Genomic DNA, 26841 nt, shown 5'->3' on the forward strand with positions numbered 1-26841 from the left:
ATGAAAGTATCGGCAGACATTCGCGCGCTGGTCGATCGGCGCAAGAAGGGTTACAGCCTTGAGGCACCGTTTTACCTGAGCGAAGAGATTTTCGCGCTCGACATGGACGCGATTTTCCGCCAGCACTGGATCCAGGTCGCCATCGAGCCGGACATCCCGGAGCCCGGCGATTACACGACGGTCCAGTTGGGCCACGATTCGATCCTGATCGTGCGCGACGACGACATGGAAGTCCGCGCGTTCCACAACGTGTGCCGCCATCGCGGTGCGCGCCTGTGCAATGAGGAGAAGGGCTCGGTTGGCAATATCGTGTGTCCGTATCACAGCTGGACCTACAACCTGAGCGGCCAGTTGATGTTCGCCGAGCACATGGGCGAGAAGTTCGACCGCTGCAAGCACAGCCTGAAGAGCGTGCACGTGCAGAACCTGGCCGGGCTGATCTTCATCTGCCTCGCGGACGAACCGCCGGTCGACTTCGAAGTCATGCGCGCCGCGATGGAGCCGTACCTGCTGCCGCACGATCTGCCGAACCTCAAGATCGCCGCCACGATCGACATCATCGAAAAGGGCAACTGGAAGCTGACGATGGAGAACAATCGCGAGTGCTATCACTGCGTCGCGAACCATCCGGAGCTGACTATTTCGCTGTACGAGTATGGATTTGGTTATCAGCCGTCGGCGGCGAATGCCGAGGGCATGGCCGCGTTCGAGCGCACCTGTGTCGAACGCGCGGCGCAGTGGGAAGCGATGAACCTGCCGTCGGTCGAAGTGGATCGACTGTCTGACGTGACCGGTTTTCGCACGCAGCGTCTGCCGCTCGATCGCAGCGGCGAATCGCAAACGCTCGACGCGAAGGTTGCATCGAAGAAACTGCTCGGCGAATTCAAGCAGGCCGATCTGGGCGGACTGTCGTTCTGGACGCAGCCGAACTCGTGGCATCACTTTATGAGCGACCACGTCGTGACGTTCTCGGTGATTCCACTGTCGGCCGGCGAGACGCTGGTGCGCACGAAGTGGCTCGTGCACAAGGACGCGAAAGAAGGCGTCGATTACGACGTGAACAACCTGACGGCTGTGTGGAACGCGACCAACGATCAGGACCGTGCGCTCGTCGAGTATTCGCAGCGTGGGGCATCGAGCAGCGCGTATGAACCCGGTCCGTATTCGCCGTTCACTGAAGGGCTCGTCGAGAAGTTCAGCGACTGGTATGTAGGACGGGTCGCGGCGCAGATCGACGAGAAAAGTGAAGCGCGCGCTCACAGCTAGCGCGTAGCAAGCAACGAACACAAGCAGACAACTGGCTGCCTCGGGCAGGTGGAGCAAACGATGATGCGGGATGCGGCAACTTTCGAACCCGTTGAGAGCCGGCTAACCAAGCCGCAATTCTGGGGCGCGCTGCCCGAGCGCTGGACGAGCGACGTCGAAGAGACGCTCGTGTGTTGCCAGGTGCGCGAGGAAACGCACGACGTGAAGAGCTTTTTCTTCCGTTCGCCGCAAGGTCGCGCGTTTGTGTTCGAACCGGGTCAGTTCGTTACGCTCGAACTGGAGATCAACGGCGAGACGATCAACCGTTGCTACACGATATCTTCGTCACCGACCCGGCCGCATACGATCTCGATCACCGTAAAACGTGTGCCCGGCGGCCCCGTGTCGAACTGGCTGCACGACAACCTGCAGGCCGGTGCGCAGGTTCGTGTGCTCGGACCGTCTGGCGAATTCACCTGCGCGCGGCATCCGGCGCGCAAGTATCTGTTTCTGTCGGCGGGTTCGGGTGTGACACCGCTGATGTCGATGAGCCGCGCGCATCATGAGCTGAGCGAGGATCGCGACATCGTGTTCGTGCACAGCGCCCGCACGCCCGACGACATCATCTTCGCGCGCGAACTCGATCTGATCGCATCGAACCAGAGCAATTTCCGCACCTCGTTTATCTGCGAACGCGTCGGTCCGCGCACCAACTGGCACGGCGTGACCGGTTTCCTCACGTTGCCGCTGCTGCAGGCCATTGCACCGGACTTCATGGAGCGCGAGATCTTCACGTGCGGCCCGGCGCCGTATATGAAAGCCGTGCGCGATCTGCTCGGCGACGCGGGTTTCGATCGCACGCACTATCACGAGGAAAGCTTCTCGTTCGAGACGCTGACGCAGTCGGCGCCCGAGATCGTCGTCGAAGCGCTCGCCGCCGATCCCACGGAACAGACCACGAAGACTTTTACGGTCAGCTTTGCGCGCAGCAATCGCGAGATTAGTTGTGGCAGCGATCAACACGTGCTCGATGCCGCGCGTCAAGCGGGAGTACGGCTGCCGTCGTCGTGCACGCAGGGCATGTGCGGTACCTGCAAGGTCAAGCTCGTCTCCGGCCAGGTCGAGATGAAGCACAACGGCGGCATTCGCCAGCGGGAAATCGATCAGGGGATGGTGCTGCTCTGCTGCAGCAAACCATTGACGGACCTCGTCGTCGAGAAGTGACAATCGACCTGTCCCAAACCGGACCGCATGGCATGAACCACCGATGCGCGCGGCCCGTGAATCCGGTCGCCCGACGGTTCAACGCACGAAGTTGATGCGTGTCGCATTTCCACAAACCGCTGTCGCAACAGACTATCCGCCGTCAATTCTGGCTGGCGATGCTCAGTGCTACACCGCGCTAGCGGCTATAAGGAGATCGACCATGAAACGCCTTAAAAAACTCTTGCTGTGCGGTGCACTCGGGGCCGCGCTGATCGCGACGATGAGCGCGAGCGTGACCGCCACAGCGGATACCAAACCGACGATCAAGATCGGTTACGTCGAAGGATGGGATGACAGCGTCGCGACCTCGAACGTGGCCGCGCAGATCATCGAAAAACGGCTTGGCTATCCGGTACAGCTTGTACCGGTCGCGGCAGGGATCATGTGGCAGGGCGTGGCGCGCGGCGATCTCGACGCAACGCTGTCAGCGTGGTTGCCGGTGACGCACGGCGCGTACTGGGACCAGTTCAAAGGTAAGGTCACCGACCTCGGGCCGAATTTCAACGACGCGAAAATCGGTCTGATCGTACCCGCGGACCTGCCCGAGAAGAGCATCGCCGACCTCGAAGCGCATAAGGCGGACTTTGGCGGTCGCATCGTCGGGATCGATGCGGGCGCGGGCGTGATGAAGAAAGCGGGCGAAGCGATCCAGGCCTACAACCTCAGTTTGCAGCTGATGCCCAGCTCGGGCAGTGCGATGACTGCGGAACTTGCGCGCTCGATGCATGCCAATAAACCTATTATCGTGACCGGCTGGGTGCCGCACTGGATGTTCGCGAAGTGGAAACTGAAGTTCCTCGACGATCCGAAGAAGGTATTCGGCGAGTCGGAGCATGTCGATAACGTAATCAACCCCGGGCTCGAGACAAAGGCGGCACCCGTGGTTGCGTTTCTCAAGAAATTTCAATGGAAGCCGGGCGAAATCGACAGCGTGATGCTGGCGACGCAGAACGGCGCCAAGCCTGCTGCCGCAGCCGATACATGGATCGCCGCGCACGGCGACCGGGTCGATAGCTGGGTGGCTGGAGCGCAATAACGTCTTCGCATTGACGTTGTCACGCAGTGTGCGGATCGCCGTTGCAGGGCGATTCGCATGCTGGGTTCAGGTTCACGCGTTCCAGTCCAGGCACAGGCTCTCTACAGGAGGCTCTGGATGGAACAGGCAAGACTGCGCACGCGCAGCACCCACGACGCTACACAAGGCGCCGCTCATGAAGAAGGCCACACGCTGCAACGCGGCCTCACATGGAAGGATGCATTCTGGGTGACGAGCGGTGTGCCGGCCGGCATTCTGTTCACGATAGGCGGCGTATGCGCGACGATCGGTCAACCTGCGTGGGCGATCTGGATCGCGGCGATCTCGATGGGTTTGATCCAGAGCGCGACGTATGCCGAGATTTCCTCGCTGTTTCCTCATAAGTCCGGTGGCGCGTCGGTGTATGGCGCGATGGGCTGGGTTCGCTACGGCAAGCTGATTGCACCGGTGTCGGTGTGGTGCAACTGGGTCGCGTGGTCGCCGATGCTGGCGCTCGGCACCGGTCTCGCCGCGAGCTATGCGCTTACCACGCTGTTCGCCCCCGATGCACTGATCAACACGTGGCAATGGACGTTGCTCGATCTCGGCTTCGTCAAGCACGGTCTTACGCTGCGCATCAACGCGACCTTCCTGCTTGCCGTCGCATTCCTGCTGATCACCTTCAGGCTGCAGCACAGCGGCGCAGCGAAAGCGGCGAAGACGCAGCGCCTGCTCGGCATCGCGTCGCTGACGCCGCTGCTGATTGTCGGCATCGTGCCGTTCGTGACCGGTGACGTGCCCGCTGCGCATTTGTGGCCGCTGCTGCCGCTTGCACACGATGCGCACGGCAACCTCAGTGCGGCATCGTTCGGCTCGTGGAACGGCACCGGTATCACGATGGTGTTCGGCGCGATGTTCATGGCGGGCTGGGCTGCGTACGGTTTCGAAACGGCCGTCTGCTACACACGTGAGTTTCGTAATCCGCGTACCGATACAGTCAAGGCGATTTTCTGGTCGGGTGCGCTGTGCCTGGTCGTCATGACGCTGGTGCCACTCGCGTTTCAGGGAGCGCTGGGTACGGCGGGTATGTTGAATCCGAAGATCGTCGACGGCACGGGTGTCGGCGCTGCGATGGCGCATATGGTGGGCGGTGGCGCTGTGGTCGCGAACGTGATCGTCGTCATGCTGATGCTGTCTATTTTGCTGATCGTGATGACCTCGATGATGGGATCGTCGCGCACGTTGTATCAGGCGTCGGTGGATGGCTGGTTGCCGCGCTACCTGTCGCATGTGAACGAACACGGCGCACCGACACGCGCGATGTGGACCGATCTCGGCTTCAACCTGATCCTGCTGATGATGTCCGATTACATGACGGTGCTATCCGTGTCGGGCGTGTGCTACATGATCTTTGTGTTTCTGAATTTGCAGTCGGGGTGGATTCACCGGATGGATCGTCCGAACGCGGACAGGCCGTTTCGCTGCCCGACCTGGTTGCTGGCGGCTGGTGCGGTGTGTGGTTATCTCGACCTTGCGTTCATCGGTGCGGGGGCCGATTTGCAAGGCGAGGGCACGCTGCGTAACGGCTTGATCGCGATGCTGCTGATAGTGCCGGTGTTCGTGTTCCGCCATTACTGGCAGGACCGTGGGCGCTTTCCTGCGCGGATGACGCAGGATATGGAAATGGAGCCGGGCAGTGGGGTGAGCGGCGTGCGGCGTGTGTTGCCTTATGGTGCGTTGGTGCTGGCCGCGCTTGTGGTGTGGGCTTCGCATTATCTTGCGAAGCCCTTTTATTGAGAGGCCACGGCCCATCACTCAGATCTGCATTCCTCCCGCAACTTCGATCCGCTGAGCGTTAACCCAGCCGAATGCGTCGGATAGCAGACCCGCAATCACCGGACCCACATCGTCGGGCACACCGACGCGTCCGAGCGCCGTGTGATCGGCCACCATCTTGTTTATCGCGGGGTTGTCGCGGACGATGCCCCCGCTGAAGTCAGTGGCAATGGCGCCCGGTGCCACGACATTCACCGCGATCCGGCGCGGCCCGAGTTCCAGTGCCATATAACGGCTGAGCGACTCGACCGCGGCCTTCATGGGGCCGTAGATCGCGCGGCCATTCATCGCCACCCGGGCAAGACCCGACGAAATGTTCACGATCCGGCCACCGTCGTTCATGAATGGCAGAAGCGCCTGCGTCAGCAGGAAAACCCCCTTGAAATGCACATTGAACTGCGCATCCAGTTCGGCTTCCGTGCCTGTCGCCAGCGATGCAGCAGAGGAAGTCCCAGCGTTGTTCACGAGATAGTCGAAGCGCTCCACGTTCGCTTCGCGCAAAGCGCGTGTGACTCGATCGATGAAATCCCCGAAACCTGCAGCGTTTCCGGTGTCGAGTTGCAGGGCGATAGCTGGAACGCCCAGATCCGTCGTCAGTGCGATGACCTTTTCTGCTTCTGCCTGATTCGAGTGGTAGGTGAAGATCGACCGCACACCGCGTTTTGCGAGGCTTATCACGGTGTTGCGTCCAATGCCCCGGCTACCGCCGGTGACAATAGCGATCTTGTTCGTTGCTGGGGTTGAATGTTCGACTGCCATGTTCGTGCTCCCGGTTAGAAACTGGAACCGAGTATAGGTTTGGGCATGACACAATCTGAATACCCAAATCGCCTCATTTCTTGCCTATTCCGACTCGGCGACGTATGGTGGTCAGTCAATGCCCGGAGCGGAGATCAGGCTCATGCTGGAAGATTTAGTGGCAGCGATGCTGCGATACACAGACCGCCAGGAGGGCGCGAGCCCCTACTTTACGGCGATCGATAGCGTGTTCATTCTTCGCTCGGATCACCCCAAGCCACCTGTCCATCGGATCTCGCAACCGGCCATGTGTATCGTGGCTCAGGGTGCCAAGTGGGCCAGCTTTGGCGAGACGCGTTACGAATACAGGGCGGGTGAGGCATTGATTGTCGGAGTCGAAGCCCCGTCGGTTGGCAAGGTAAGCGCAGCCAGCCCGGACCGACCTTGTCTTGTCCTCGCGTTCGAACTCGATCTTGCGATCATGCGCAGCGTTGCAGCGGAACTGGACGCGCCGCCGAAGGCGAGTGGCGACGTCGGTCGAGGTGTTTTCGTGACCGATTTTCTGGGGCCGCTCGCCGACTGTGCGCTGCGTCTCGTCAGATTGCTCGATACACCCGGCGCGATTCCAGCGCTTTACCCGCTCATCATGCGTGAGATCTGCTACTGGCTTCTAACCGGGCCGCACGGCGGAGACGTTGCGCGTATGGCACTGACCAATGCGCCGTCGAAAGGCGTGCTCAACGCGATGCGCTGGCTGCGCGAAAATCTTGCTGCACCGATTCGTGTCGAAGAATTAGCGACTGTTGCGCAGATGAGTCCGTCTTCTTTCAATCGACACTTCAGGGCACTGACGTCGCTCTCGCCACTTCAGTTTCAAAAGCAACTGAGGCTGCTCGAAGCCCGCAGGCTGATGGTATCGCTCGGGGCGAACGTCGAAACAGCCGCTTTTCAGGTGGGCTACGAAAGCCCGTCGCAATTCAGCCGCGAATATTCGCGCATGTTTGGCGAGCCGCCCAAGCGGAACGTGAAGCGGCTAGGGTCCGAGGTCGGTGAGACCGCACGCCATGCCGATCGCGAGATTGCCGTGAGAGGCGTTGCCTGAGCGGATGATGGCAAAGATTCAGCGGAAATCCCGTTCGAATCTCGGCAGTGGCTAGCCGCGCCTGGCCGGCCACCACCCGATATCGCACAGCAAGACATTCAAACGATATAGCTGGCTCTCGCCTCTTGCAGATAATCGGCAAGCCGCTTCGGAGAGCGTCCGATGAGCGACTCGAGATGGTCGGTGACGATAGAAAGATTTCCCGCCCGAACTTCCACTTCAATCGACGCCAGTGCGGAAACAAACACGTCAGGAACACCCGCCGCTTTCAGTCCCGCGACGAATTGCTCGTCAGTCACATGGACGACGACAAGCGGCTTGCCTGTAGCCCGGCTAGCAAGGTCGGCGATTTCTTCGTTGGACAACGCTTCCGGGCCTGTAAGCGTGTAGGTCCGGCTATCGGAGGCTGACGCGGCCAGCGCCGCGGCAATCGCTTCAGCGTAGTCCTCCCGTCCGGCGGACGACGTTCTCCCGCCTTGAGTCGCCGAATACCATTGCCCGCTCTTCAGCGCATGGGGGAGCGACCTGTGCAGATTCTCGTGATACCAGCTGTTGCGGAAAATCACGTGCGGCAGGCCGGTAGCCTTGATAGCCCGCTCTGTTTCCAGGTGGTCCGGCGCGAAGCTCAGAAGCGAGCTGTCCGGATTGGGCTGCGACGTATAGGCGAGACGCTTGACACCTGCCGCGACCGCCGATGCGACCGCATGGCGATGCTGCTTCAATCGTGTGTCGACCCCATCCATGGCATCTGTCGAAATGATCAGGACGGTATCGACGTTTTTGAAAGCTTCGATCAGCCCCTGAGGGTCTTCGAAGTCCGCTTCGCGAACCTCAATGCCTGCTGCTGCGAGACCGGCAAGTTTTTCGGGGCTGCGCGTGCCAGCGACGATGCGCTCGCGCGTCACGCCGCGTGCAAGCAGATGCTTGATAACAAGCTGCCCGAGTTGACCGGATGCGCCGGTGACGAAAATGGTGTCGCTCATGTACTCGCCTCATTGTGAGTGTTACTCTCTTTTTGAGAGTGACTCGATAGTCAGGCTTCGGTGCTCATCCGTAAAGAAGGCAGTTTTTCAGGAGATAGTTACCAGATGGGAACCACCAAGGTATCGACCAGCGTGCTCAAAGCGAGGCTGGAGAAGGCCCGGGCCGAACACGGCGCCTGGGCGAATTGCCCGGTGCGCGACGTCGTCGATGTGATCAGCGGGCGGTGGAGTTCGTTACTGATGACGGCGTTGGCCGAGCACCCATGTCGATTCGGGGAGCTGCGCCGGCTGGTGCCCGACATTTCACAGCGCATGCTGACGCAGACACTTCATGAATTGCAACGCGATGGTTATGTGTATCGCGAGGTCTTTCCGACCAAGCCACCGGGCGTCGAATACAGCCTGACCGATCTCGGGCATTCGATGTTCGATGCGTTGAACGTGCTGATTCAGTGGGCCGACGACAATCATGCTGCGGTCACGGCGGCCCGCCTGCGCTTCGATAGCGAGAAGGAATCTGCGTAAGCAGTCTTACGCCCCACCGTCAGGCGTGCAGGACCAGCTTCTGCACACGCCAGTTGAGCAGTTCGGCGACGAACAGCACGTTCTCCGATGGGCACGCCATCTGATGAATCCAGCCGAACTGCTTCGGCTGCTTACCCGCTTTGCCGAGCACACCGAGTATCTTGCCGTCGAGCGTCATCTTGTAGATGCGACCCGGAAAAGCATCGGAGCTATAGAGCACCTGGTTCGGCCCCGGCGAAATGCAGATCGCCCACGGCGAGCCTGGTGCAAACGTGCCGGCTGCGATGTCCGCTTCATTCGGCATGTTGCCGATCGCAGGGCGCGCATCCGCGGGCACCGGAACGTCGATCGTGAATTGCCGCAGGAACTTGCCTTCGGTGTCGAACACCTGAATGCGCCGGTTGCTGCGGTCCGCGACATAGACGTTGTCGTGTGCATCGAGTGCGATGCTATGCGGCGTGTGAAACTGTCCAGGCCCGGTGCCGCGGTCACCCCACGACTTGATCTAGTTGCCGTCGCGATCGACCTTCGCCACGCGCGAGTTGATATAGCCGTCGCTGATGTACGTGTTGCCTGCGATGTCCCACGCGACATCGGTGACCTGGCGAAAGCGCCCGGGTTCGGCGGGTAGCGGCGGGTTAGGGTGCTTGAGCGGACCGGTCTCTTCGTCGGCGGCTTCCTGCTTGCGGCCGAACACCATCGCGACGCGTCCCTCCGGTGTGAACTTGATCACCATGTCGGAGCCCTTGTCCGTCACCCAGATGTTGTCCTGCCGGTCGACCTTGACCGAATGCGCGAACGACCAGGCATACAGGTTGTGTCCTATCTCGCGGATGAAGCGTCCGTCGGGTGCGAACTCCAGCAGTTGCGCCGCAGCCGCGCCATAGGCCGGCCCCGTTGTGTTGCCGCGCGACAGCACGAAGATGTGCCCTTGCGAGTTGAGCGCGACACCCGAGCATTCGCCGAAGTAGGTGTCTTCAGGTAAACGAACGGGATCGGCAATCGAATCGTAAGGAATCGACTGCACCGGTTGTGCGTCCGCGAAAGCCGGCGGCATCACGAGTCCCGCAGCCGTGCCGGCGACGAGACTCATAAAAGTACGGCGACTCATCGCCCGATGCTCTGCGTTGCCACAGCACGGGCAAAACGACCCATAGTGCTCGCTCATCCGATGTCTCCTTGATAGTGCGTTCAACGTACCGAACGTGCAGAGGCAATCGTAGTGCACAAAACGTTGAATCGCTAAGTCGCAATGTGGGTCGCGAGGACGGCCATCGATTAGTGGAACGGCGATTGCCTCAGCAGGCGCTCGTTGCTATCGCTACTGCTGCTAAACGGCGTGCCGCCTTTGAAATCCGCTGCGAGCGTGCTCTGGATCGACGACAGGATGGCCGCGTTTGTCGTCTCGAGACCCAGCTCGCGATTCTTCGTCAGCGATGCCACCGAGAAATTCTCCGAGCCGATAAAGAGGTTCGCTTGCGGCGTGCCGTAATCGACGAGGATCGCTTTCGCGTGAATGTACAGCGACGCGCTCGATGCGTAAGTGCTGATCTGCACGCCGGCGGCGCTGAGCTTGTCGAAGTTGCTGACCCAATCGCTGCTGTAGGTCATCGCGACCTGGACGGTTACCCCGCGTTTTGCTGCGTTGACGAGTGCGGTGACGATCTTCGTATTGCTCATCTCTTCGTTCTCGACTTGCAGCGTGCTTTGCGCCGAGTTGATGAGATTGACCAGATCCGTTTGCGACTGCGTTGGGCTCCACACCAGATCGTCTCCAGCGGGCGGAGTGATCGAGCTGCTGTTGAAATCGGCGTTGAAGACCGTCTCGATAGCGGCCACGTCGTTGGCGTCGCTGTCGATCACCGCGAAATCGCGCGACGTCGAATAGTAGCGGCTCGTCAGATTGAGCGTCATGATCGCCGCTGTTTTTCCATCGACGACAATCGTCTTCTGATGCGTAGCCGCATAAGTCGGGTTGGCCCAGACGACGTTGACACCGTTCTGCGACAGGTAAGTGTAGGCTGCCTGGTTGTTGCTCGACTCGAGGTTCTGATCGAGGATCACGCGCACTGTGACGCCGTTGGCTGCGAGCTGGACGAGCGTCTGCTCGGCCGTCGTATCGACGAGTTCGTACATCGTCATGTCGAGCGTCCTGGTTGCCGATTGCATGAACGTATAGATCGGCGTGAGACCCTGATCAGGTTCGGTGATCAGCGTGGGGCTTGAAGCAGTTGCAGTGGCAGGCGTTTGAGCGGGCAGTGTAGCGGCCTGGGCGGTAGCGGATAACACTGTCAAGGCGCAAAGCAAGACAGTCAAAACGGTTCGACTCATGGACGACCTCCAGAAATTTGGGTATTCCCCGGGGGTACAGGTCTTGTCGTTTTGTGCGATCGGACATCTCGCCTGATCGGAATGGGTGCATTGAAATGTAGATGCACGCGACGTTATCGTCCATTCCGATGACATTTACTTGTCAGCGGGATTGAGTATTCGCTCAGGTACTACGGGAGGGTCATGTCAAGCGCATAGGCTTGCGCGTTGCTTTCAAGAAGGGAATGCGTGCGGTCTTGTTTATTCTGCGGGACTTAGGTCTATGGGTTGCGAAGACTTCAGACAGCTTGTCCCAACATTAACGCCGACTCATCATGGCGCCTGGGTCGCCGTGCGTTCGGGGAAGCGCATTGCATAAGATTCGAGCGGCAATTGCAGAGCATTGGTGAGGTAGCTTACGGTTCGGTAAAGACCTGCCAGCATCAGCATTTCAAGAATCGCTTCCTCGGAGACGTGGGCGCGTAGCGCCTGCCATGTGTCTTCGTCGATGTCGCAGTCGTTATGTAACGCGTCACACATTTGCAAAACGACTGAGTCTTCGGTCGACCAGCATGGGTCGTGAGGTGTGCCATGCACGAGCGCCTTGATTTGTTCCTCCGTGAAACCAGCACGTGTGCCAAAGAAGGTCACGTGTACACCCCATTCATACTCGGACCGACATAGGGCAGTGGTTCGATCGATGATCAACTCGCGCTGCCGTAACGTCAGGTGTCCACGACCCAGCAGACCGGAGGCGAAGAATTTTCCAAATAACCGCTCGTCGCGAGCTAGCGTGGTGAACAGGCTAAGCGCCGGAACACCCTGCGGCATGGTCTTCTCAATGCTTTCCTGAATGAACGGCGAAAAAGGTGGCTGAGCAGGTTCGATACGGGCTGGCATGGCGGATCTTTTTGCTATAATTTCGATAGCACATTCTGGGTATTTTGCTATGAAAAGTAAAGCATGAAAACACCGAAAGCTGGAAAGCCTGTACGCGGGTCGACGACAGGGCGGCCCATCATGGTTGCGCTCGACCTGCTAGGACGCCGGGCAGCGCTGCGTATCCTCTGGGAATTACGCGGCGAACCACTGACGTTTCGCGCACTACTGGAGGCGGCCGATACGAATCCCAGCTTGCTCAATACCCGGTTAAAGGAACTGCGCGAGGCAGGACTCATCGATCACGCGGGAGAGGGGTATTGCCTGACCGAGGGAGGGGTTGCGCTACGGGTAGCGTTGCGGCCGCTAAATAATTGGGCGGAGACCTGGTGCAAGTGATGTCCGGCTTCGCCTTCCATGCGACCCCCGCCCGCCTGGGGTATCTCAAGCGATGACCTTCTACCCGGCGGCAGCCTGCTCACGTATGCGACGGGCTTCGTCGCGAAGGAACTGCTGGTAATCGTCCAGATCGCCGTCGAAGGGTTCGACGCCGCCTTTGGTGACCAGCCAGAACTCATCGCATACGGCACGCAACAGGGCCCGGTCGTGACTGACCAGCATGACGGTGCCTTCGAATTCGTTAAGCGCCATGGCAAGCGCTTCGCGTGTGGCCAGGTCGAGGTGGTTGGTCGGCTCGTCGAGCAGCAGCAGGTTGGGGCGCTGCCACACGATCATGCACAACACGAGCCGCGCCTTTTCGCCGCCGCTCATCGTGCCAACCGCCTGATGCACCATGTCGCCACTGAAGTTGAAGGTGCCGAGGAAAGTGCGAAGCGATTGTTCGGTGCCGCTCTGGCCGGGGGCGCGCATGTGCTGCGGCGTGTCCTTCGCCAGCCGGATCATGTGTTCCATCGGCGTGTCGAGCGGGCGCAGCACGTCGAGTTCCTGCTGGGCGAAGTAGCCGATGTTGAGGCCCTTGCCTTCGCTGATTTCGCCGGCAATCGGCGTCAGCGCGTGCGCCACCGTCTTCACCAGCGTGGACTTGCCCTGGCCGTTGGCACCGAGGATGCCGATGCGCTGCCCGGCCAGCACGGAACGGTTGATGCCCCGCACGATGACCGTGGGCGGCGTGTCCGGCGGTGCGTCGGCCGGCGCCGGGTAGCCGAAGCTCGCGTCCAGCATCGACAGCAACGGGTTCGGGACGTTGAGCGGCTCCTTGAACTCGAAGGTGAACTCTGCATCGGCCAGCACGGGCGCGATCTTCTCCATGCGTTCGAGCGCCTTGACCCGGCTCTGCGCCTGCTTCGCCTTCGAGGCCTTGGCCTTGAAACGGTCGATGAATTTCTGCAGGTGGGCGATCTTCTCCACCTGCCTGGCCATCGCGGCCTGCTGCAACAGGAGCTGCTCAGCGCGCATGTCTTCGAACTTGCTGTAGTTGCCGCCATAACGCACGAGCTTGGCGTTGTCGACATGCACGGTCACCTGCGTCACCTCGTCGAGGAATTCGCGGTCGTGGCTGATTACGACCATGGTGCCTTGATAGCGCTTGAGCCAGGCTTCCAGCCAGACCAGTGCGTCGAGGTCCAGGTGATTGGTCGGTTCGTCGAGCAGCAGCAGGTCGGACGGGCACATGAGCGCGCGCGCCAGCTGCAGTCGCATGCGCCAGCCGCCGGAGAAACTGTTGACCGGGTGGCTAAGCTGCGCATCGGTGAAACCAAGGCCCAGGATCAGCGCCTGGGCGCGTGCGGGGGCGTCGTGCGCACCGGCGTCGTGCAACTCCATGTAGGCGTGCGCCATGCGCATGCCGTCGTCGCTGGCCTCAGCGGCGGCGACTTCGGCCTGCGCGGCCAGCAGCACGGTGTCACCGTCGACGACGAAGTCGGTCGCGCTCTGCTCGGTCTCCGGCATGTCCTGCGCGACCTGGCCCATTTTCCACGCAGCAGGAATCGAGAACTCGCCGCTATCTTCGTGCAACGTGCCGTTGAGAAGGCCGAAGAACGACGACTTGCCGGCGCCATTGCGGCCGACAAGACCGATTTTTTCGCCGGGGGTGAAGGTGATGGACGCGCTGTCGAGTACGACATTGACGCCGCGGCGCAGCGTGAGATTACGGACGGAAATCATAAGGAGCTACTTCGGAGAGGATTGGCATGATAGCTGACCGGACGTGCAGGGCTGTTTCTTTTCTGAGCCGCTTGCGCTTTTCGGCGCCCGCCGGCGGCAATGCAAGGCAGGCCCGGGCGTACCGGGCGCGGGGCCAGCGAACCGGCTGCGGGTGCCCAGTGACCGCCCATCGGAGACGCATTCAATAGCCTGATAGCATAGCGATCTACACAACCCAATCGACAAGAACATGACAAAACCCGTCCGGCGCTTCTCGATGATTCGTGAATTTCATCTTGCTGACTGGTTCACACTCGGTAACGCCGCCTGCGGCACCGGCGCGCTATTTTCGATCATCTCCTACATCGCGACGAACGACGTCCTGCACGTCTATTACGCGGCCGGTCTGATACTCGCTGCCCTCGTGTTCGACGTTCTGGACGGAAGGATTGCCCGCTGGCGCCAGAAATCGTCGACGTTGGGCCGGGAACTGGACTCGCTTGCCGATGTGATTTCGTTCGGCGTGGCACCGGCCATCATCGCTTATGGGTGCGGGATGCGCGGATTGTACGACCGGTTACTGTTGGTTTATTTCGTGGTGTGCGGTGTGTCGAGACTGGCCCGATACAACGTGACAGCCGAAGCGCTCTCGCAGGAAACCGGGAAAGTGTCCTATTTCGAGGGCACGCCGATCCCGACATCGATTGTGCTCGTGCTGGTGCTGGTCATCGCCGCGAAGCTCGATGCGATTGGCCCGAATCTGTGGTTCGGTGAGGTTCATATGCACGGCGGCACGCTGCATCTGATGACGCTGCTTTTCGGTTTGTCCGGGTCGTTGATGATTAGTCGTATCCGGATTCCGAAACCGTAATTGGGTGAGGGTGGCCGGATGCCGGTCGATAACCGCATTAGTCTTCGAGTCGAATGCGATAGCGGAAAGCTTCTGCGAATCCATATGCCGCTGTCTTCCTGAAACGCTCGATCAAGACACCGCCGCAAGCCGTAATGACCTTCTGCGAAGCCAGATTATCTGGAGCAACGGTAAGTTCGACATAGGGCAGGCCATGTCCTTTTGCTTCGAGCAGCATTAAATGCAGCGCCTGCGTGGCGTAGCCGTTGCGCCGCTTCCATGGCACGACTGAAAATCCGATGTGTCCGAGCACATAGGGCGGTAATTCTGCCGCGCCAGCTTGCCAGCGAAATCCGATTGTGCCGCTAAAAGAGTCGTCCCAGATCCATCGGATGATGCCGGGCAGGCGGGCGACGCTAGAGCCATCGGGCAAAGGAATCGGTCCGCCTGAGGCGGAAGGGTCATCTAGTGCGTCGACAAACGCTTCCGCGTTCGTTTTGATGGCGTGTAACTGTTCACGAGCAGCTACTTCTTTGCGAACGTTGTCGGGTGACCAACCGGTCTCGAGGGCCGCAACGTAGCCTGGTAATAACGCCGTCGTGGGTTTCAATAGTTGGATCTTGATCATTTGAGTCGGTACATCTCCGGAGATATCGACGACAGGTGATGGGTGATCGTTTCGATAGCCTGCGCAACCGAAACGTTAGCGGTATCGAATACAAGGTGCTCTGATTCCCACGGGTCATATTGACGCTCAAGCACGCTTTTCCATGTCGGTAGTTCATGACCAGGAATGTCGGCCCGTCGGCGCTCGACCCTCAAACGATGCATCGTTGTATCAGAACAAATCAACTCGATCTCAAGGATCGGTACACCTGCTTCGAGCGCCACGTTTTGCCAGGCGCTACGCGTAACGTGCAACGAATTGACGGAGTCCGCGATGACGGTCAGTCCAAGACGCAGGTTATCGGCGGCAACAGCATATCCGGCCAGATAACCCGCACTTCCGATATCCATCCGGTTGCTCGCCGATGCGATGAATGCCTGTTCCAAAGTATCGATACGCAAATAGACTGCGGCGAGCTTACGGGCCAATGTTTGAGCTACCGTCGTTTTCCCGGTTCCCGGTAGTCCTCCGAAGACAATCAACATTTTCAGTGCTCCGTGGTCAAAGAGAACACATAGCAATCTCTTGCCACGTCGCCGAACGCAGGAAGCACCAACCACTTCCGCAGCGTCCCCTCACAGTAAAAACCCAGCTTCTCCAGAACGCGCCGGGAGCCAACGTGTTCAACATCACACACGGTCCAGATTCGTTGAATGCCATGCGAGCGCCAAAGTGCGGAGATCGCAGCATGGCCAGCTTCGGCTGCGAGTCCGTGCCCCCAGAAGCGCTCACCGATTCCATAGTGAATTTCGATTCTGTGCGCCTCTGGAATCGCGACAAACACACCGATGGGTTCATCGTCGTCTCGCGTCGCGATGACCCACGAGAATGGCGCACCAGCCTCATCCCAGAATGCGTCGCACCACGTGTCGAGCATGGTGGCGGTACGAGCGATGTCTTGATGCACGCTACGCTGCAGGAAGCGCGAGCAGCTATGCACCCCCGTGTAGTTTTCGAACAGCACTGGAGCATCACCCTGGCGCGCGCGACGCAGCCGCAGGCGCTTTGTCAATAATTCAACCCGATCTTCCATTCCGAATCCCCATAGGTACTCGCTCGTTACAGCCCGATCGTTGCGAATCCCTCCGACCATGTCGCGAGGATATCGTGGGCGCAAGGACGTCGAAATACCCCTTCAGCCCGACTTCGCCACCAACGCTGCAGTCCGGCGTAGCCAGTCGGCGGGGTCCCCACGATGATAGATGTGCTCCGACGGTTCGATATTGTCGATGAACCGCTGATAGATCACTGCGCGTCTCGCCGTGGCGATCGGTGCAAGGAGGTCGATGGCGCGTGCAGGGTCACAGCCGGGCACCCTGGCCAGCCATTCGTGATTCCAGTGCGCCTTGATGGTCTCTACGTTTTCCGGCGCAACCGCATCGAGAAAGGCCGGTTGATCGAGCAACGGGTGGCCGATGCCGCTGTCGCCCCAATCAAGGAGTGTGAGGTTCGACGGTGTTCCGCGAAAATTGCCGGGATGGCAGTCGCCGTGGACAAGCGTATTCGGCAAGCCGCAGGCATCGGCTTCGGCAAATCGAGCTGAGAGATCTGTCACAAAGCGATCGAGCAGGGCACGTTCGTCATGAGACAGCTCGTCGCTAGTCCGCTGCACGACGTCGGCGATCTGCAGAGACAAACTCGGACCACGCCAATCGGGCAACTGCATCGCCCGCAATTCCTCGACGCGATCGATCCACGAAGCCTGTATGTCGACCAGCAGCGTCACCATGTCGACAAGCAGTGGCAGCGCAGCCTCGTACAGGTCATCGCCAGGAATTTCCGCAAGCAGAATACGCCCGCACTCATCACTACCCAGCAGGGTTGGAACTTGTCGGCCGGTCAACGCTGCAATAACGCGGCCTTCATGCCCGAGGAACGGCGGCACGACTTTCAGCCACGCTGACTGTTCGCCGAGCGGTACGCGCCAGACGCTGGAGAGATTCCAGGTGCGAATCTGGACGGGTTTGACGGTAGGTACCAGGCCGTGTCCGGCAAGTACCTGCGCCGCCCACGCGAGATCGGCGGCGGGACCACCGGGCTGGGCGTAACGTTGGCGCAGCGAATCGGCCTCCAACCTCCCAGTCCAGCGTTCTGCCGCTACAGGTTGCGCAATCTCGGCCAGATACGTGACTTCCCCGCCAGGCGCCCGCTCGAGATCTGCTTCGAGCAGGCGCAGGATCGTCACATCTATTCCATAGCGTTCGCGGGCTGCGCGCACAACAGACTCCATTTCCTGCCACCAGGGAATCTCGACAGGAATCGGCGGCAAGCAGCCGACCACCGCACCATCAGGCGTTACCAACACGAGCCGCGCTGTACGCTGCTGCATTGCCGTTTGCTCTTTGCTCTCCATCTTTTGTGTGCCTCTCGTCTTTAACCTATCTCGCGCTTACCCGTTTCTCTGCCGCGACCCGAGCGCGCACGTGTCCACTCATTCTGCCTCACGCAACCCGCCACCAAACCTGCGATCCACATACCGCGGAATATTCGCCGGAGTCACCACCACCACAGACGAAACATCGCCGATCGCCGACACCGGCAGCAGCTTATGAAAATGCATGATCTGATGACATGCGTTGCGCAGATCCAGCCGAAGATCATGATGCAACACCGCGCTAATACTGCCGTCGCGCAGCAGCCGGATGTTATCCCTGTCGAGGTCATGCGCAATGAAGCATCGTGGCGCTTTCCCCATGGCATGCAGGGCACGCAGTATCGCGACATTACCGGCTCCCATCGAATACACCGCCGCGATGGCTCTTTTTCTACCGACTGCTTTCCGCACATGCTCCTCGGTCTGATCATTCAACCCGTGGCCGCCGCTAGCGTCGACCAAAGTCAGTTTCGGATAGCGCCTGCGTAGTTCATCGCGAAAGCTGTCCTTGCGCTCCTCCTCGCCTCTGAAGCTGTCATCGCTCATCGTGACAAGGACGTTCCCTTGCGATTGTGCAAGCCACTGGCCGACCAGATAGGCGGCGGTCGCGCCCGCCACGTGATTGTCGAGACCCGCGTAGGCGATTCGCGCCGATTGCGGTATGTCGGTGAAGATCGTCACGACAGGAATGCCGCGTTGGTGTAGCAGGGAAATCGCCCCCGCGATCTCGGGCACGTCACGGGCCTTGAGCAAGACGCCATGGCTGCCGCGGCGGCCTATCGCGTCCAGGGCGTCGACAACCTGTGCAGTCGTCATGGTGTCCTGCATCGTGAAGCGAGGCCTGAATACAGCCGGTCGAAGTGCGGGAAGCTCCGATTCGAACGCCTCGCGTATCTCGTCGCAGAATCGGCCCGGCGCTTCCACGAGAACGTCGACGACAAGCTTTCTACCGGTCACCGCCAGTTGAAACTGCTGTTTCTCCAGTTCCTTGATCGCCTGCTGAACCCGCTGACGGCTACGCTCGTGCACGTTGAGACGGCCATTCAGCACACGGTCGACCGTGGCCAGCCCCACACCTGCCTGCAGGGCGATTTCTTTCATTAGAAAGCGATGAGCCATGGGGTGCCGATTGAGGTGTTTTTGATGTGTTTATGGTAACGCAGCGCGATGCAACGGCAGTATCGTTAGCAAAATCAATCGGGAGACGACATGGACCAGCAACGCGCACGCCAGGAGCCCGGGCGGAGAAAACCGTACCGCGAGCAGGACTGTACGGTGGACGATTTTCTTGCCGTACTGCACGACGGTCGCGATGCAGTGCAAATCAAATACGCAGACGAGCTGGTTGAGGACGTGCCGGTTTACGATTGCATTCCGCTGAATCGGTTACTCAAGGATGCGACGCTTCGCGCGGAGCTGCAAACCGAGTGGGCAGGCGTTCTCGAGCATGGTGCCGGTGTTTTCGTACTAAAGCGGGCTTTTCCCGATCCCGCGCCGATCGACGATGCCACCGGGATCTTCGACACCATCATTCGCGACGAGCGGGAAGCAGGCAGCGCGGCAGCCGATCATTTTGCAAAGGCAGGCGCCAACGACAGGATATGGAACGCGCAGCAAAAGCTTTGCTTGCGTGCTCCGTCGGTGTTCGCACATTACTACGCAAATCCGCTGCTGGTTGCCGCGGCAGAAGCATGGCTAGGTCCGTGTTTTCAGGTGACTTCGCAGGTGAATGTCGTGCGCCCCGGTGGCGCTGCGCAGCAGGCGCACCGTGACTACCACCTGGGGTTCCAGACCGTCGAGCAGGCCGAACGCTATCCGGCGCACGTCCACACCATGTCTGCTTTCCTGACGCTACAAGGTGCCGTCGCACACAGTGATATGCCCGTGGAAAGCGGGCCTACCAAGCTGCTTCCGTTCTCGCAGCGGTACGCGGAAGGCTACGTTGCCTGGCGACGGCAGGATTTCCGCAACTACTTCGAGGCCAATTACATTCAGTTGCCCCTCGAAAAAGGCGACGTGATTTTCTTCAACCCCGCGCTCTTCCATGCCGCGGGAGCGAACCGGACGGCAGGCGTTCAACGCATGGCGAATCTGCTGCAGATTTCGTCGGCCTACGGCCGTGCAATGGAGTCGCTGGATCGCACGTCGATGTGCGAAGCGCTGTACCCGGTTTTGCTCGATCAGCTCGCGAATCGCCGGTTATCCGAGGCTGAAATCGATGCGGTGATTGCATCGAGCGCGGACGGCTATCCGTTTCCAACCAACCTCGATAACGACCCGCCTGTTGGCGGCCTCGCGCCGGAGAGCCAGCAGATGTTGTTCGCGAGAGCGCTTCGGGAGTGGTGGACAGTCGAAGCGTTTACCGCCGCCGTTCGTCGGCAAGCGGCGCAACGGGAAGCCTGAAATCGATGACGCATTCGCGTAGGTCCGGTCAGCGTACGTCCGGTCAGATTGAACCTCGCGAGTTCGTCTTTACACCAACTGCGCTAACCAGACGCCCGCGATTTTTTGCGCAAGTAAAAGAACACGATGGCCGGGATGCCACAGAAAAACAGAGCGAACAGCGCTAGAGCAAGCGGACCGATCCACAGCCAGATCGACTCGATTTCGGCGTGCCCCGGATTGTTGGGATCGTAGAGAACGGGAATCGCGTCTCCGTCGGCGTACGGCTGATCGGTGGAACCGCTCCTGGAAGTGGCCTTAAAGGTGCGACCGTCTGGCGTAGTGAATTGAGCCTGCGGATACAGAAACGACCCGCCATGATTGCCACCGGACTTCGCAACGGCGCCCACGAAGGCTCCTTCGGTTCGGGTTGCGTGAACGACGAAGCTCAGCGTCTGCGTGAACGTCACCGCGAATGCGACCAGACAGATCAGGCCGATGATGAATGGCGGCAGGACAAAGAAGGTAGAACGGCGCTGGGGCATGGCAATTCCCGTTGACGTTTGCAGATCAGATCACTGTTCCTGGCAACACGGTATGCGCTCAAGCCGTCTTGCATGCCGGGACAACGCAAGCATACGCCCCGTTCCTGCCCGCTTCACGTTCGATCTTCAGGTACCTGTCGACGTGTACTTCCGCACGCCCAACCGCCACGCGGCAAAGCTAAGCGCAAGGAACAGGAATCCGACTACCGGCGTTAGAGGCAACAACCACTGGGGCGCACCCAGCGGGTCCGCTTTGTGCAGGATGGCCAGCACTGGAAAGTACGCGACGCAGGCAATCGGCACCACGAAGATCAGGAAATTACGGAACCAGCTCGTATAAAAGGTGAGGGGATACTGTGCAGCCTGCACACCGCCATAGGTGACGACGTTGACCACTTCGAGGCTTTCAACGGTCCAGAATGCGAGCGTTGCCTGCAGGACCAGCACGCCGAAGAACAACGCCACACCGCCCGCGATCGTCCAGATCGTCAAGGCAACCGCACTGACATCCCAGTGAAAATCGAGTGCGCGGGTGGCAACCACGATCACCGCGAGTCCCTGCGCGAAGCGCCCCAGGACCCGCAGCCTGAAATCATGTCCCATGAGCTGCAGCGTTGCGGCGCGCGGGCGCAACAGCACTCTGTCGAAGTCGCCCGTGCGCACGAACTGACTACCGAACACGTCGAAGCCGCGAGTCAAAAAATCGGCGATCGAAAAGCTGATGCTGATCGTGCCGAAGAACATGCAGATATCGCCAAACTGCCAGCCCTGTACGGCGCCGAACCGGTTGAATAACGCCCAGATTCCGGCGAGGTCGATGGCATTGGTCAGGAATGCACCGAAGCTCAACATCAAAGTCGAGGCGGGATATTGCAGTTGTGTACGGATCGATGTGACGAAGTAGCGATGCAACAGATAAAGGGAGTTCATCGCGTCAGCCCCCTTGCACTTCGAGGCGGCTCATCACAACGCTGAGTCCCTTGCGGCCAAGCATGACAAAGATCAGCGTCCAGAACACCTGGAAAACCAACCCCGCCCACGCCGCGCCACCGCTAAGCGCACCGATATAGATTCGCGAAGGAATGTCGAGCATGCCCGCGAACGGTTGAGCGATGAGAGCGGGTTGTAGCCAGTCGGGAAACAGACCGAGTGGGACGAGATTGCCCGAAAACAGGATCACGAAGGACGGTGCGAGTGTATTGATTCCCCGGTCCGTTAGCGTCGCGGTAATGCAGACGTTGATCAGCATGGTGAAAGCCGCGCCTAGCAGGATCATCAGCACTAGAGAGATCGCAAAGAGCCCCGCCTGGACGACGTCGGCCGGCGCTCTCCACGACCAATCGCCGAGGCCTGCGAGTGGCAGCAGAACAGCGGCAGCAGCGAACATCAGCGCGGCGCGCGGCAATGCGCGTGAGGTCATCCATGCCGTTGCCCGGATGAACCACCACGTGTACGTGTCGACCGGTCGCAGGCGGTCGTAGCCCACGGCGCCGGTCCGCACGGCACTCGCGACTTCGGGATCGCCACTCCACGGTTGCAGCGCGAGCAACGCCTGCCCCAGCCACGTATAGGTGATCACCTGTGCCAACGACATCGATGCATGCGCATGCGTCGAATGGCGATAGAACGCGGCGTACACCATAACCTTCAGCCCGCCCCACCAGCACTGGGTAGTGAAACCAGCGAGCGCGGCGGCCCGGTATTGCAGCATGGTCTTGAAGCGGGCGACGAACGCCGCGACGTAGGGACGAAGGACGTTCATCGAATCAGGCTTCCACGGCGCCGTGCAAGTGGTAGAACCGGGCGATGACTTCTTCGATCGCGGGTTGCTCGACGCGAATGTCCTCGACGGCATGTTCGGCCGCAATGCGCGCGATGAGCGCCGGTGCACCGATGACGCGAGGATCGAAAGCGAGTTCCACCGATCGACCTTCACGCCGAAGAAGCTGTGCACCATCGATATCAATAGCGGGCGCTTCGCCGGCGAAATCCACCAGCAGGCGACGATCGACCAGCACGTCGGCGCGTAGGGAATCGAACGATTGATCGGCCAGCACGCGGCCATGACCGATGACGATCACGCGCTCGGCCAGCGCCTCGATGTCGTGCATGTCATGCGTGGTGAGCAGTACCGTGACGCCGCGCTCGTGGTTCAGCTTCTTCACGAACTCGCGTACGGCGAGCTTCGACGGCGCATCGAGGCCGATGGTTGGTTCGTCGAGGAAGAGAATCGGCGGGGTGTGTAGCAGTGCAGCCGCAATCTCGGCGCGCATTCTTTGCCCAAGCGACAGTTGACGCACCGGCTGATCAAGCACGCGTTCGAGTCGCAGTAGCGCGACCAGTTCGTCACGAGTCCGCGCGTAGGCTGCCGGTTCCACGCGATAGATATCGCGCAGCAGATCGAAGCCGTCGATGACAGGCAAGTCCCACCACAACTGGCTGCGCTGCCCGAATACCGCGCCGATACGCGCGACGTGAGCGATGCGGTTATCGAACGGCACGCGACCTTCGATCACGACCTTGCCTGCCGTAGGGCGCAGGATGCCGGAGAGAATCTTGATGGTGGTCGATTTGCCCGCGCCGTTGGGGCCGATGAATCCGAGCAGTTCGCCGCGCTGCAGGCTGAAGCTCACATCCTTGAGGGCTTCGATCTCGCGCCAGCGACGGCGAAACATGCCGAGTACGCCGGGTTGCTTTTCGCCGACGCGATAGGTTTTCGCCAGGCCCTCAACCACGATCTGAGACATGCCATCTCCATTGAGTCGTTCACCGGGCTAACGAGTGTCGTCAGCCGGGTCATGCCAGCGGAAGAGGGCGAGATGTTATCAGAGGTGGAATGTCCCTGGCGATGTCGAAAGAGGTCGCGCAGTCGACACGTTATGGCCCAATGAACTACAACACCACCGTCCGATCCCCATTGATAAACACCCGCCGCTCGACAAACGCCTTCACGGCCCGCGCAAGCGTAATGCATTCGACATCACGCCCAACCGCAAGTAACCGCTCCGGCTTATACGAGTGATCGACGCGCTCGACGACCTGTTCGATGATTGGACCTTCGTCGAGATCGTCGGTGACGAAGTGCGCCGTCGCGCCGATCAACTTGACGCCACGCGTATGCGCCTGGTGGTACGGCCGCGCACCCTTGAAGCCCGGCAGGAACGAATGATGAATATTGATCGCGCGGCCGGCCAGCTTGCGGCTCGTCTCATCCGACAGGATCTGCATGTAACGCGCAAGAATCATCAGTTCGGCACCGGTCGAGGCGAACAGATCGAGCACCTGCTGTTCCTGCTGCGCGCGGTTATCCGCATTCACCGGCAGGTGCCAGAACGGCAGTCCGTGCTGCGCGGCGAGCGGTTCGAAATCCGGATGGTTCGAACCAATACCGACGATATCCATTTTCAGTTCGCCCATGCGCCAGCGGAACAGTAGATCGGCGAGGCAATGTTCGAGCTTCGACACCATGATCAGCACCTTGGGCCGCGCGTCGACATCGTGGATCGCCCACGTCATGTCGAAATCGGCGGCGATCGGGACGAATTCGCGACGTAGCGCGTCGAGGTCGAGCGCCGGGCGGTCCGATGCGTTCTCGCCACTGTCCGCGACACCGTGAAACACGCAGCGCACGAAAAAACGCTCGCTCAGGTCGTCATCGAACACGCTCAGCTCGTCGAGGTAGCAGTGATGGCGATCAAGCAGCGCGACGACGGCGGCGACCTGTCCTGCGGCGCTCGGGCACGACAGCGTCAGGACGTATTGATGGAAACGATCGGTAGCGGGCATGCGGGTCCTCGGCTTTTCATAGGATGGCCCGCATGAAGCCGACGGCGGCACAGGCGGGATGCTGCAGTAGAGCAGCCCAATTTCCCCGTGCATAGAATCGATACGCCGTGCTGCTAGTACCGGCACGCCAGGGCGGCGTGCCGGGTTTGGCGCAACAAAGATGAGCGTCGGGGCGGGGGCGACGTCGACCGCGCCCCGACTGATACCGCGAACTACTTGCGCCGGCGATGCACGTCGTGCGTGACGAAGCCCGCGTCGTTCTGCGGCAACGCAAGCGCATCCGGCACCGAGAGCGTTTTGCGGATGTCGGCGAGACCGGCGGCCCAATGGTCGCGCATCGTTGAAACTCCGAACTGGTAGTCCTTGTACTGATGTTCGTAGTTCTTTCGCTGGTAGATCAGATGCTGGACGTTGTAGCGCTTGCTCGACGACAGCGCTTCGGCTTCCTTGCACCACGGGTCGTCGCGGCGCTGCTTCTCGGGCACCTGGTCGAGCACCTGGCGCAGCAGGTTGCGATAGCGCTGCTCGCGCTGCATCGTGTCGGTCACGAAGCGCGTGCGGCTCGAATACTGCACGTCCTTCGTGCGCTCGGCGACACCCGCCATCGTTTCCGGCACCGGCCCACGCGCACTCCACAAGTCGACCTGAAACGCGAGCGTGTCGCGGCGCGGCGAGCTTTGCAGCACTTTCATCAACGGTGTGTTCGAGACGATGCCACCATCCCAGAAGAATTCGCCATCGATCTCAACCGGCGCGAACGCCGGCGGCAACGCGCCCGATGCCATGAAATGCTCGGGACGCAACTCCATGTGCGTATTGTCGAAGTAGACGAAGTTGCCCGTGCCGACATTGACCGCGCCTACCGAAACCCGCGTACTGCCGTCGTTGATGCGATCGAAATCGCATAGCGCAAGCAGCGTGGCGCGCAACGGCGAGGTGTCGTAATAGCTCACCTTGCCGGGTTCGCCCGGGATGCCGTCGATCGGCGGCGGAAAGCGCGGCACGAAGAAGCCTTTTTGTCCCTGCAGTATCGCGCTCATCGCCTGCGATGCGGTGAAGATCGAGCGCACCGATTCGTGGCTGTTGAACAGCGCAAATTCAAACGCGGCGGGCAGCGCAGGAAAGAACGCCGGCTGGCAGATCGTTTCCCAGAACTCGCGCAGCCGTTCCACACGCCGCTCGGGCGGGTTGCCGGCGATCAGCGCGGTATTGAGCGCGCCGATCGAGATACCGGCAATCCAGTCGAGCGGCATCTCGGCTTCGTGCAGACCTTCGAACACGCCGGCCTGATACGCGCCGAGCGCGCCGCCCCCTTGCAGCACGAGGGCGATGGTCTCGTAGGGCAGCGCGCGCACCGGCGTCGCGCCAACCTCGTTGTGCAGGTCGGTCGGATCGACGGCCTGCTTTTCGGTGCGGGCGCGTGGCTTCATTGCATGTACCAGCCGTGGCTGACCACGAACGACTGACCGGTCAACGCGGCGCTCGGGAAGGCCGACAGGAACAGCACGGTCTGCGCGACGTCCTCGACGGTCGTGAACACGCCGTCCACGGTATCGCCAAGCATGACGTTCTTCACGACATCGGCTTCGCTGATGCCAAGTTCCTTCGCCTGCTCGGGGATCTGCTTGTCGACGAGCGGCGTACGCACGAAACCCGGACACACAACGTGCGAACGCACGTTGTGCTTCGCGCCTTCCTTGGCCAGCACGCGTGCGAGGCCGAGCAGACCGTGCTTGGCCGTCACGTAGGCCGACTTCAGCGGCGATGCTTCATGTGAATGCACCGAACCCATGTAGATCACCACGCCGCCCTGATCGCCCTTGTACATGTACTTGAGTGCGGCCTTGGTCGTAAGAAACGCGCCGTCGACGTGAATCGCCTGCATCTTCTTCCAGTCGGAGAACGCATAGTTCTCGATCGGATTGACGATCTGGATGCCCGCATTCGACACGAGGATGTCGATCGTGCCGAACGCTGCCGCGACCTGATCGATACCGGCATTCACGGCTTCTTCGCTGGTCACGTCCATCGCGATACCGATGGCTTTGCCGCCGGCCGCCTTGATCTCGTTCGCGACTGCGTTGGCGCCATCCAGATTCAGGTCGGCGATCGCGACGGCCGCACCGGCCTTTGCATAGGTCAGCGCGATTTCCTTACCGATGCCGCTGGCCGCGCCAGTGACGACCGCTACTTTTCCGTTCAGATTGCTCATGACTGGGTTCCTGTTCGTTGTTC

The 26841-nt window shown here is 60.4% G+C and carries 28 protein-coding genes and 1 pseudogene; 9 read left to right on the top strand and 20 right to left on the bottom strand.

The features are described from left to right. The 4 genes from BWP39_RS20205 (at position 1) to BWP39_RS20220 (ending at position 5323) form a co-directional block, all read left to right on the top strand. Positions 1-1266, top strand: coding sequence for an aromatic ring-hydroxylating oxygenase subunit alpha (locus BWP39_RS20205; protein ID WP_096723438.1), 1266 nt, complete (start codon positions 1-3; stop codon positions 1264-1266). A 60-nt stretch (positions 1267-1326) separates the two neighbouring features. Continuing rightward, a complete protein-coding gene (locus tag BWP39_RS20210; RefSeq protein WP_096726049.1) occupies positions 1327-2469 on the top strand; it encodes a hybrid-cluster NAD(P)-dependent oxidoreductase in 1143 nt (380 codons plus the stop codon). Between the two features lie 202 nt (positions 2470-2671). Continuing rightward, on the top strand, positions 2672-3547 hold the full coding sequence (locus tag BWP39_RS20215; protein WP_096723440.1) for a glycine betaine ABC transporter substrate-binding protein: 876 nt from the start codon (positions 2672-2674) through the stop codon (positions 3545-3547). Positions 3548-3664: 117 nt separating this feature from the next. After that, the gene (locus BWP39_RS20220) at positions 3665-5323 is read left to right on the top strand and encodes an APC family permease (protein WP_096723442.1); all 1659 of its coding nucleotides are present in this window, start codon (positions 3665-3667) and stop codon (positions 5321-5323) included. Between the two features lie 18 nt (positions 5324-5341). Here the strand turns inward: BWP39_RS20220 and BWP39_RS20225 are convergent, their stop codons facing one another. Then, positions 5342-6121: an SDR family NAD(P)-dependent oxidoreductase gene (locus BWP39_RS20225; RefSeq protein WP_096723444.1), complete on the bottom strand. Its 780-nt coding sequence runs from the start codon at positions 6119-6121 to the stop codon at positions 5342-5344. Between the two features lie 118 nt (positions 6122-6239). On the opposite strand from BWP39_RS20225, the gene BWP39_RS20230 reads away from it, so the two are divergent. After that, positions 6240-7202: an AraC family transcriptional regulator gene (locus tag BWP39_RS20230; RefSeq protein WP_207556985.1), complete on the top strand. Its 963-nt coding sequence runs from the start codon at positions 6240-6242 to the stop codon at positions 7200-7202. Positions 7203-7300: 98 nt separating this feature from the next. Here BWP39_RS20230 and BWP39_RS20235 read toward each other — a convergent pair whose 3' ends face one another. Then, positions 7301-8185 carry an SDR family oxidoreductase gene (locus BWP39_RS20235; protein ID WP_096723448.1) on the bottom strand — a complete coding sequence of 295 codons (885 nt, stop codon included), beginning with the start codon at positions 8183-8185 and terminating at the stop codon, positions 7301-7303. A gap of 105 nt (positions 8186-8290) precedes the next feature. On the opposite strand from BWP39_RS20235, the gene BWP39_RS20240 reads away from it, so the two are divergent. Next, entirely contained in the window at positions 8291-8710 is a 420-nt protein-coding gene (locus BWP39_RS20240) for a winged helix-turn-helix transcriptional regulator (RefSeq protein WP_096723450.1), read from the top strand. A gap of 19 nt (positions 8711-8729) precedes the next feature. On the opposite strand, the gene BWP39_RS32135 is transcribed toward BWP39_RS20240, so the two are convergent. The 5 genes and pseudogenes from BWP39_RS32135 to BWP39_RS20255 form a co-directional block, all read right to left on the bottom strand. Continuing rightward, positions 8730-9098: an NHL repeat-containing protein gene (locus BWP39_RS32135; RefSeq protein ID WP_235851462.1), complete on the bottom strand. Its 369-nt coding sequence runs from the start codon at positions 9096-9098 to the stop codon at positions 8730-8732. Between the two features lie 6 nt (positions 9099-9104). Continuing rightward, a pseudogene (locus BWP39_RS32510) lies at positions 9105-9215 on the bottom strand (peptidyl-alpha-hydroxyglycine alpha-amidating lyase family protein); the annotation flags it as partial. Beyond that, positions 9216-9878, bottom strand: coding sequence for an NHL repeat-containing protein (locus BWP39_RS32140; RefSeq protein ID WP_207556986.1), 663 nt, complete (start codon positions 9876-9878; stop codon positions 9216-9218). It abuts the pseudogene before it with no gap. 110 nt (positions 9879-9988) lie between these two features. Beyond that, a complete protein-coding gene (locus BWP39_RS20250; RefSeq protein WP_096723452.1) occupies positions 9989-11041 on the bottom strand; it encodes a phospholipase D-like domain-containing protein in 1053 nt (350 codons plus the stop codon). Positions 11042-11353: 312 nt separating this feature from the next. Continuing rightward, on the bottom strand, positions 11354-11920 hold the full coding sequence (locus tag BWP39_RS20255) for a carboxymuconolactone decarboxylase family protein (protein ID WP_096723454.1): 567 nt from the start codon (positions 11918-11920) through the stop codon (positions 11354-11356). Positions 11921-12040: 120 nt separating this feature from the next. Here BWP39_RS20255 and BWP39_RS20260 point away from each other — a divergent pair, with 120 nt between their 5' ends. After that, positions 12041-12298, top strand: a complete 258-nt coding sequence (locus BWP39_RS20260; RefSeq protein ID WP_207556987.1) for a winged helix-turn-helix transcriptional regulator — start codon at positions 12041-12043, stop codon at positions 12296-12298. A gap of 60 nt (positions 12299-12358) precedes the next feature. Here BWP39_RS20260 and BWP39_RS20265 read toward each other — a convergent pair whose 3' ends face one another. Further along, positions 12359-14023 (bottom strand): ABC-F family ATP-binding cassette domain-containing protein, encoded by a 1665-nt coding sequence (locus BWP39_RS20265; RefSeq protein ID WP_096723458.1) that lies wholly within the window; start codon positions 14021-14023, stop codon positions 12359-12361. Between the two features lie 229 nt (positions 14024-14252). On the opposite strand from BWP39_RS20265, the gene pssA reads away from it, so the two are divergent. After that, on the top strand, positions 14253-14873 hold the full coding sequence (pssA, locus tag BWP39_RS20270; protein ID WP_096723460.1) for a CDP-diacylglycerol--serine O-phosphatidyltransferase: 621 nt from the start codon (positions 14253-14255) through the stop codon (positions 14871-14873). Between the two features lie 37 nt (positions 14874-14910). Here the strand turns inward: pssA and BWP39_RS20275 are convergent, their stop codons facing one another. The 5 genes from BWP39_RS20275 to BWP39_RS20295 form a co-directional block, all read right to left on the bottom strand. Then, positions 14911-15480 carry a GNAT family N-acetyltransferase gene (locus BWP39_RS20275; protein WP_096723462.1) on the bottom strand — a complete coding sequence of 190 codons (570 nt, stop codon included), beginning with the start codon at positions 15478-15480 and terminating at the stop codon, positions 14911-14913. Then, positions 15477-16004 carry an AAA family ATPase gene (locus tag BWP39_RS20280; protein ID WP_096723464.1) on the bottom strand — a complete coding sequence of 176 codons (528 nt, stop codon included), beginning with the start codon at positions 16002-16004 and terminating at the stop codon, positions 15477-15479. Before BWP39_RS20280 ends, BWP39_RS20275 begins: the two co-directional genes overlap by 4 nt. Before the next feature lie 2 nt (positions 16005-16006). Next, positions 16007-16552, bottom strand: a complete 546-nt coding sequence (locus BWP39_RS20285) for a GNAT family N-acetyltransferase (RefSeq protein ID WP_157915160.1) — start codon at positions 16550-16552, stop codon at positions 16007-16009. 102 nt (positions 16553-16654) lie between these two features. Next, positions 16655-17848 carry a phosphotransferase family protein gene (locus BWP39_RS20290; protein ID WP_207556988.1) on the bottom strand — a complete coding sequence of 398 codons (1194 nt, stop codon included), beginning with the start codon at positions 17846-17848 and terminating at the stop codon, positions 16655-16657. 102 nt (positions 17849-17950) lie between these two features. Next, positions 17951-18994 (bottom strand): LacI family DNA-binding transcriptional regulator, encoded by a 1044-nt coding sequence (locus BWP39_RS20295; protein WP_207556989.1) that lies wholly within the window; start codon positions 18992-18994, stop codon positions 17951-17953. 108 nt (positions 18995-19102) lie between these two features. Here BWP39_RS20295 and BWP39_RS20300 point away from each other — a divergent pair, with 108 nt between their 5' ends. Then, complete coding sequence (locus BWP39_RS20300; protein WP_096723472.1) at positions 19103-20296, top strand: phytanoyl-CoA dioxygenase family protein; 1194 nt, start codon at positions 19103-19105, stop codon at positions 20294-20296. Positions 20297-20379: 83 nt separating this feature from the next. Here BWP39_RS20300 and BWP39_RS20305 read toward each other — a convergent pair whose 3' ends face one another. The 7 genes from BWP39_RS20305 to BWP39_RS20335 all read right to left on the bottom strand — a co-directional run bounded on the left by BWP39_RS20305 (position 20380) and on the right by BWP39_RS20335 (position 26818). Then, positions 20380-20820, bottom strand: coding sequence for a DUF3592 domain-containing protein (locus tag BWP39_RS20305; protein ID WP_096723474.1), 441 nt, complete (start codon positions 20818-20820; stop codon positions 20380-20382). 126 nt (positions 20821-20946) lie between these two features. Continuing rightward, positions 20947-21750 carry an ABC transporter permease gene (locus BWP39_RS20310; RefSeq protein ID WP_096723476.1) on the bottom strand — a complete coding sequence of 268 codons (804 nt, stop codon included), beginning with the start codon at positions 21748-21750 and terminating at the stop codon, positions 20947-20949. A gap of 4 nt (positions 21751-21754) precedes the next feature. After that, positions 21755-22582 carry an ABC transporter permease gene (locus BWP39_RS20315; RefSeq protein WP_096723478.1) on the bottom strand — a complete coding sequence of 276 codons (828 nt, stop codon included), beginning with the start codon at positions 22580-22582 and terminating at the stop codon, positions 21755-21757. 4 nt (positions 22583-22586) lie between these two features. Next, entirely contained in the window at positions 22587-23567 is a 981-nt protein-coding gene (locus BWP39_RS20320; RefSeq protein WP_096723480.1) for an ABC transporter ATP-binding protein, read from the bottom strand. A gap of 145 nt (positions 23568-23712) precedes the next feature. Then, the gene (locus BWP39_RS20325; RefSeq protein WP_096723482.1) at positions 23713-24606 is read right to left on the bottom strand and encodes a formyltetrahydrofolate deformylase; all 894 of its coding nucleotides are present in this window, start codon (positions 24604-24606) and stop codon (positions 23713-23715) included. A gap of 212 nt (positions 24607-24818) precedes the next feature. After that, positions 24819-26036 (bottom strand): DUF3734 domain-containing protein, encoded by a 1218-nt coding sequence (locus tag BWP39_RS20330; RefSeq protein WP_096723484.1) that lies wholly within the window; start codon positions 26034-26036, stop codon positions 24819-24821. Then, entirely contained in the window at positions 26033-26818 is a 786-nt protein-coding gene (locus tag BWP39_RS20335; protein ID WP_096723486.1) for a 3-hydroxybutyrate dehydrogenase, read from the bottom strand. The genes BWP39_RS20330 and BWP39_RS20335 overlap by 4 nt, the downstream gene beginning before the upstream one ends. Positions 26819-26841 lie beyond the last annotated feature (23 nt).

It is taken from the genome of Paraburkholderia acidicola, assembly GCF_002362315.1.
Lineage (GTDB): Bacteria > Pseudomonadota > Gammaproteobacteria > Burkholderiales > Burkholderiaceae > Paraburkholderia > Paraburkholderia acidicola.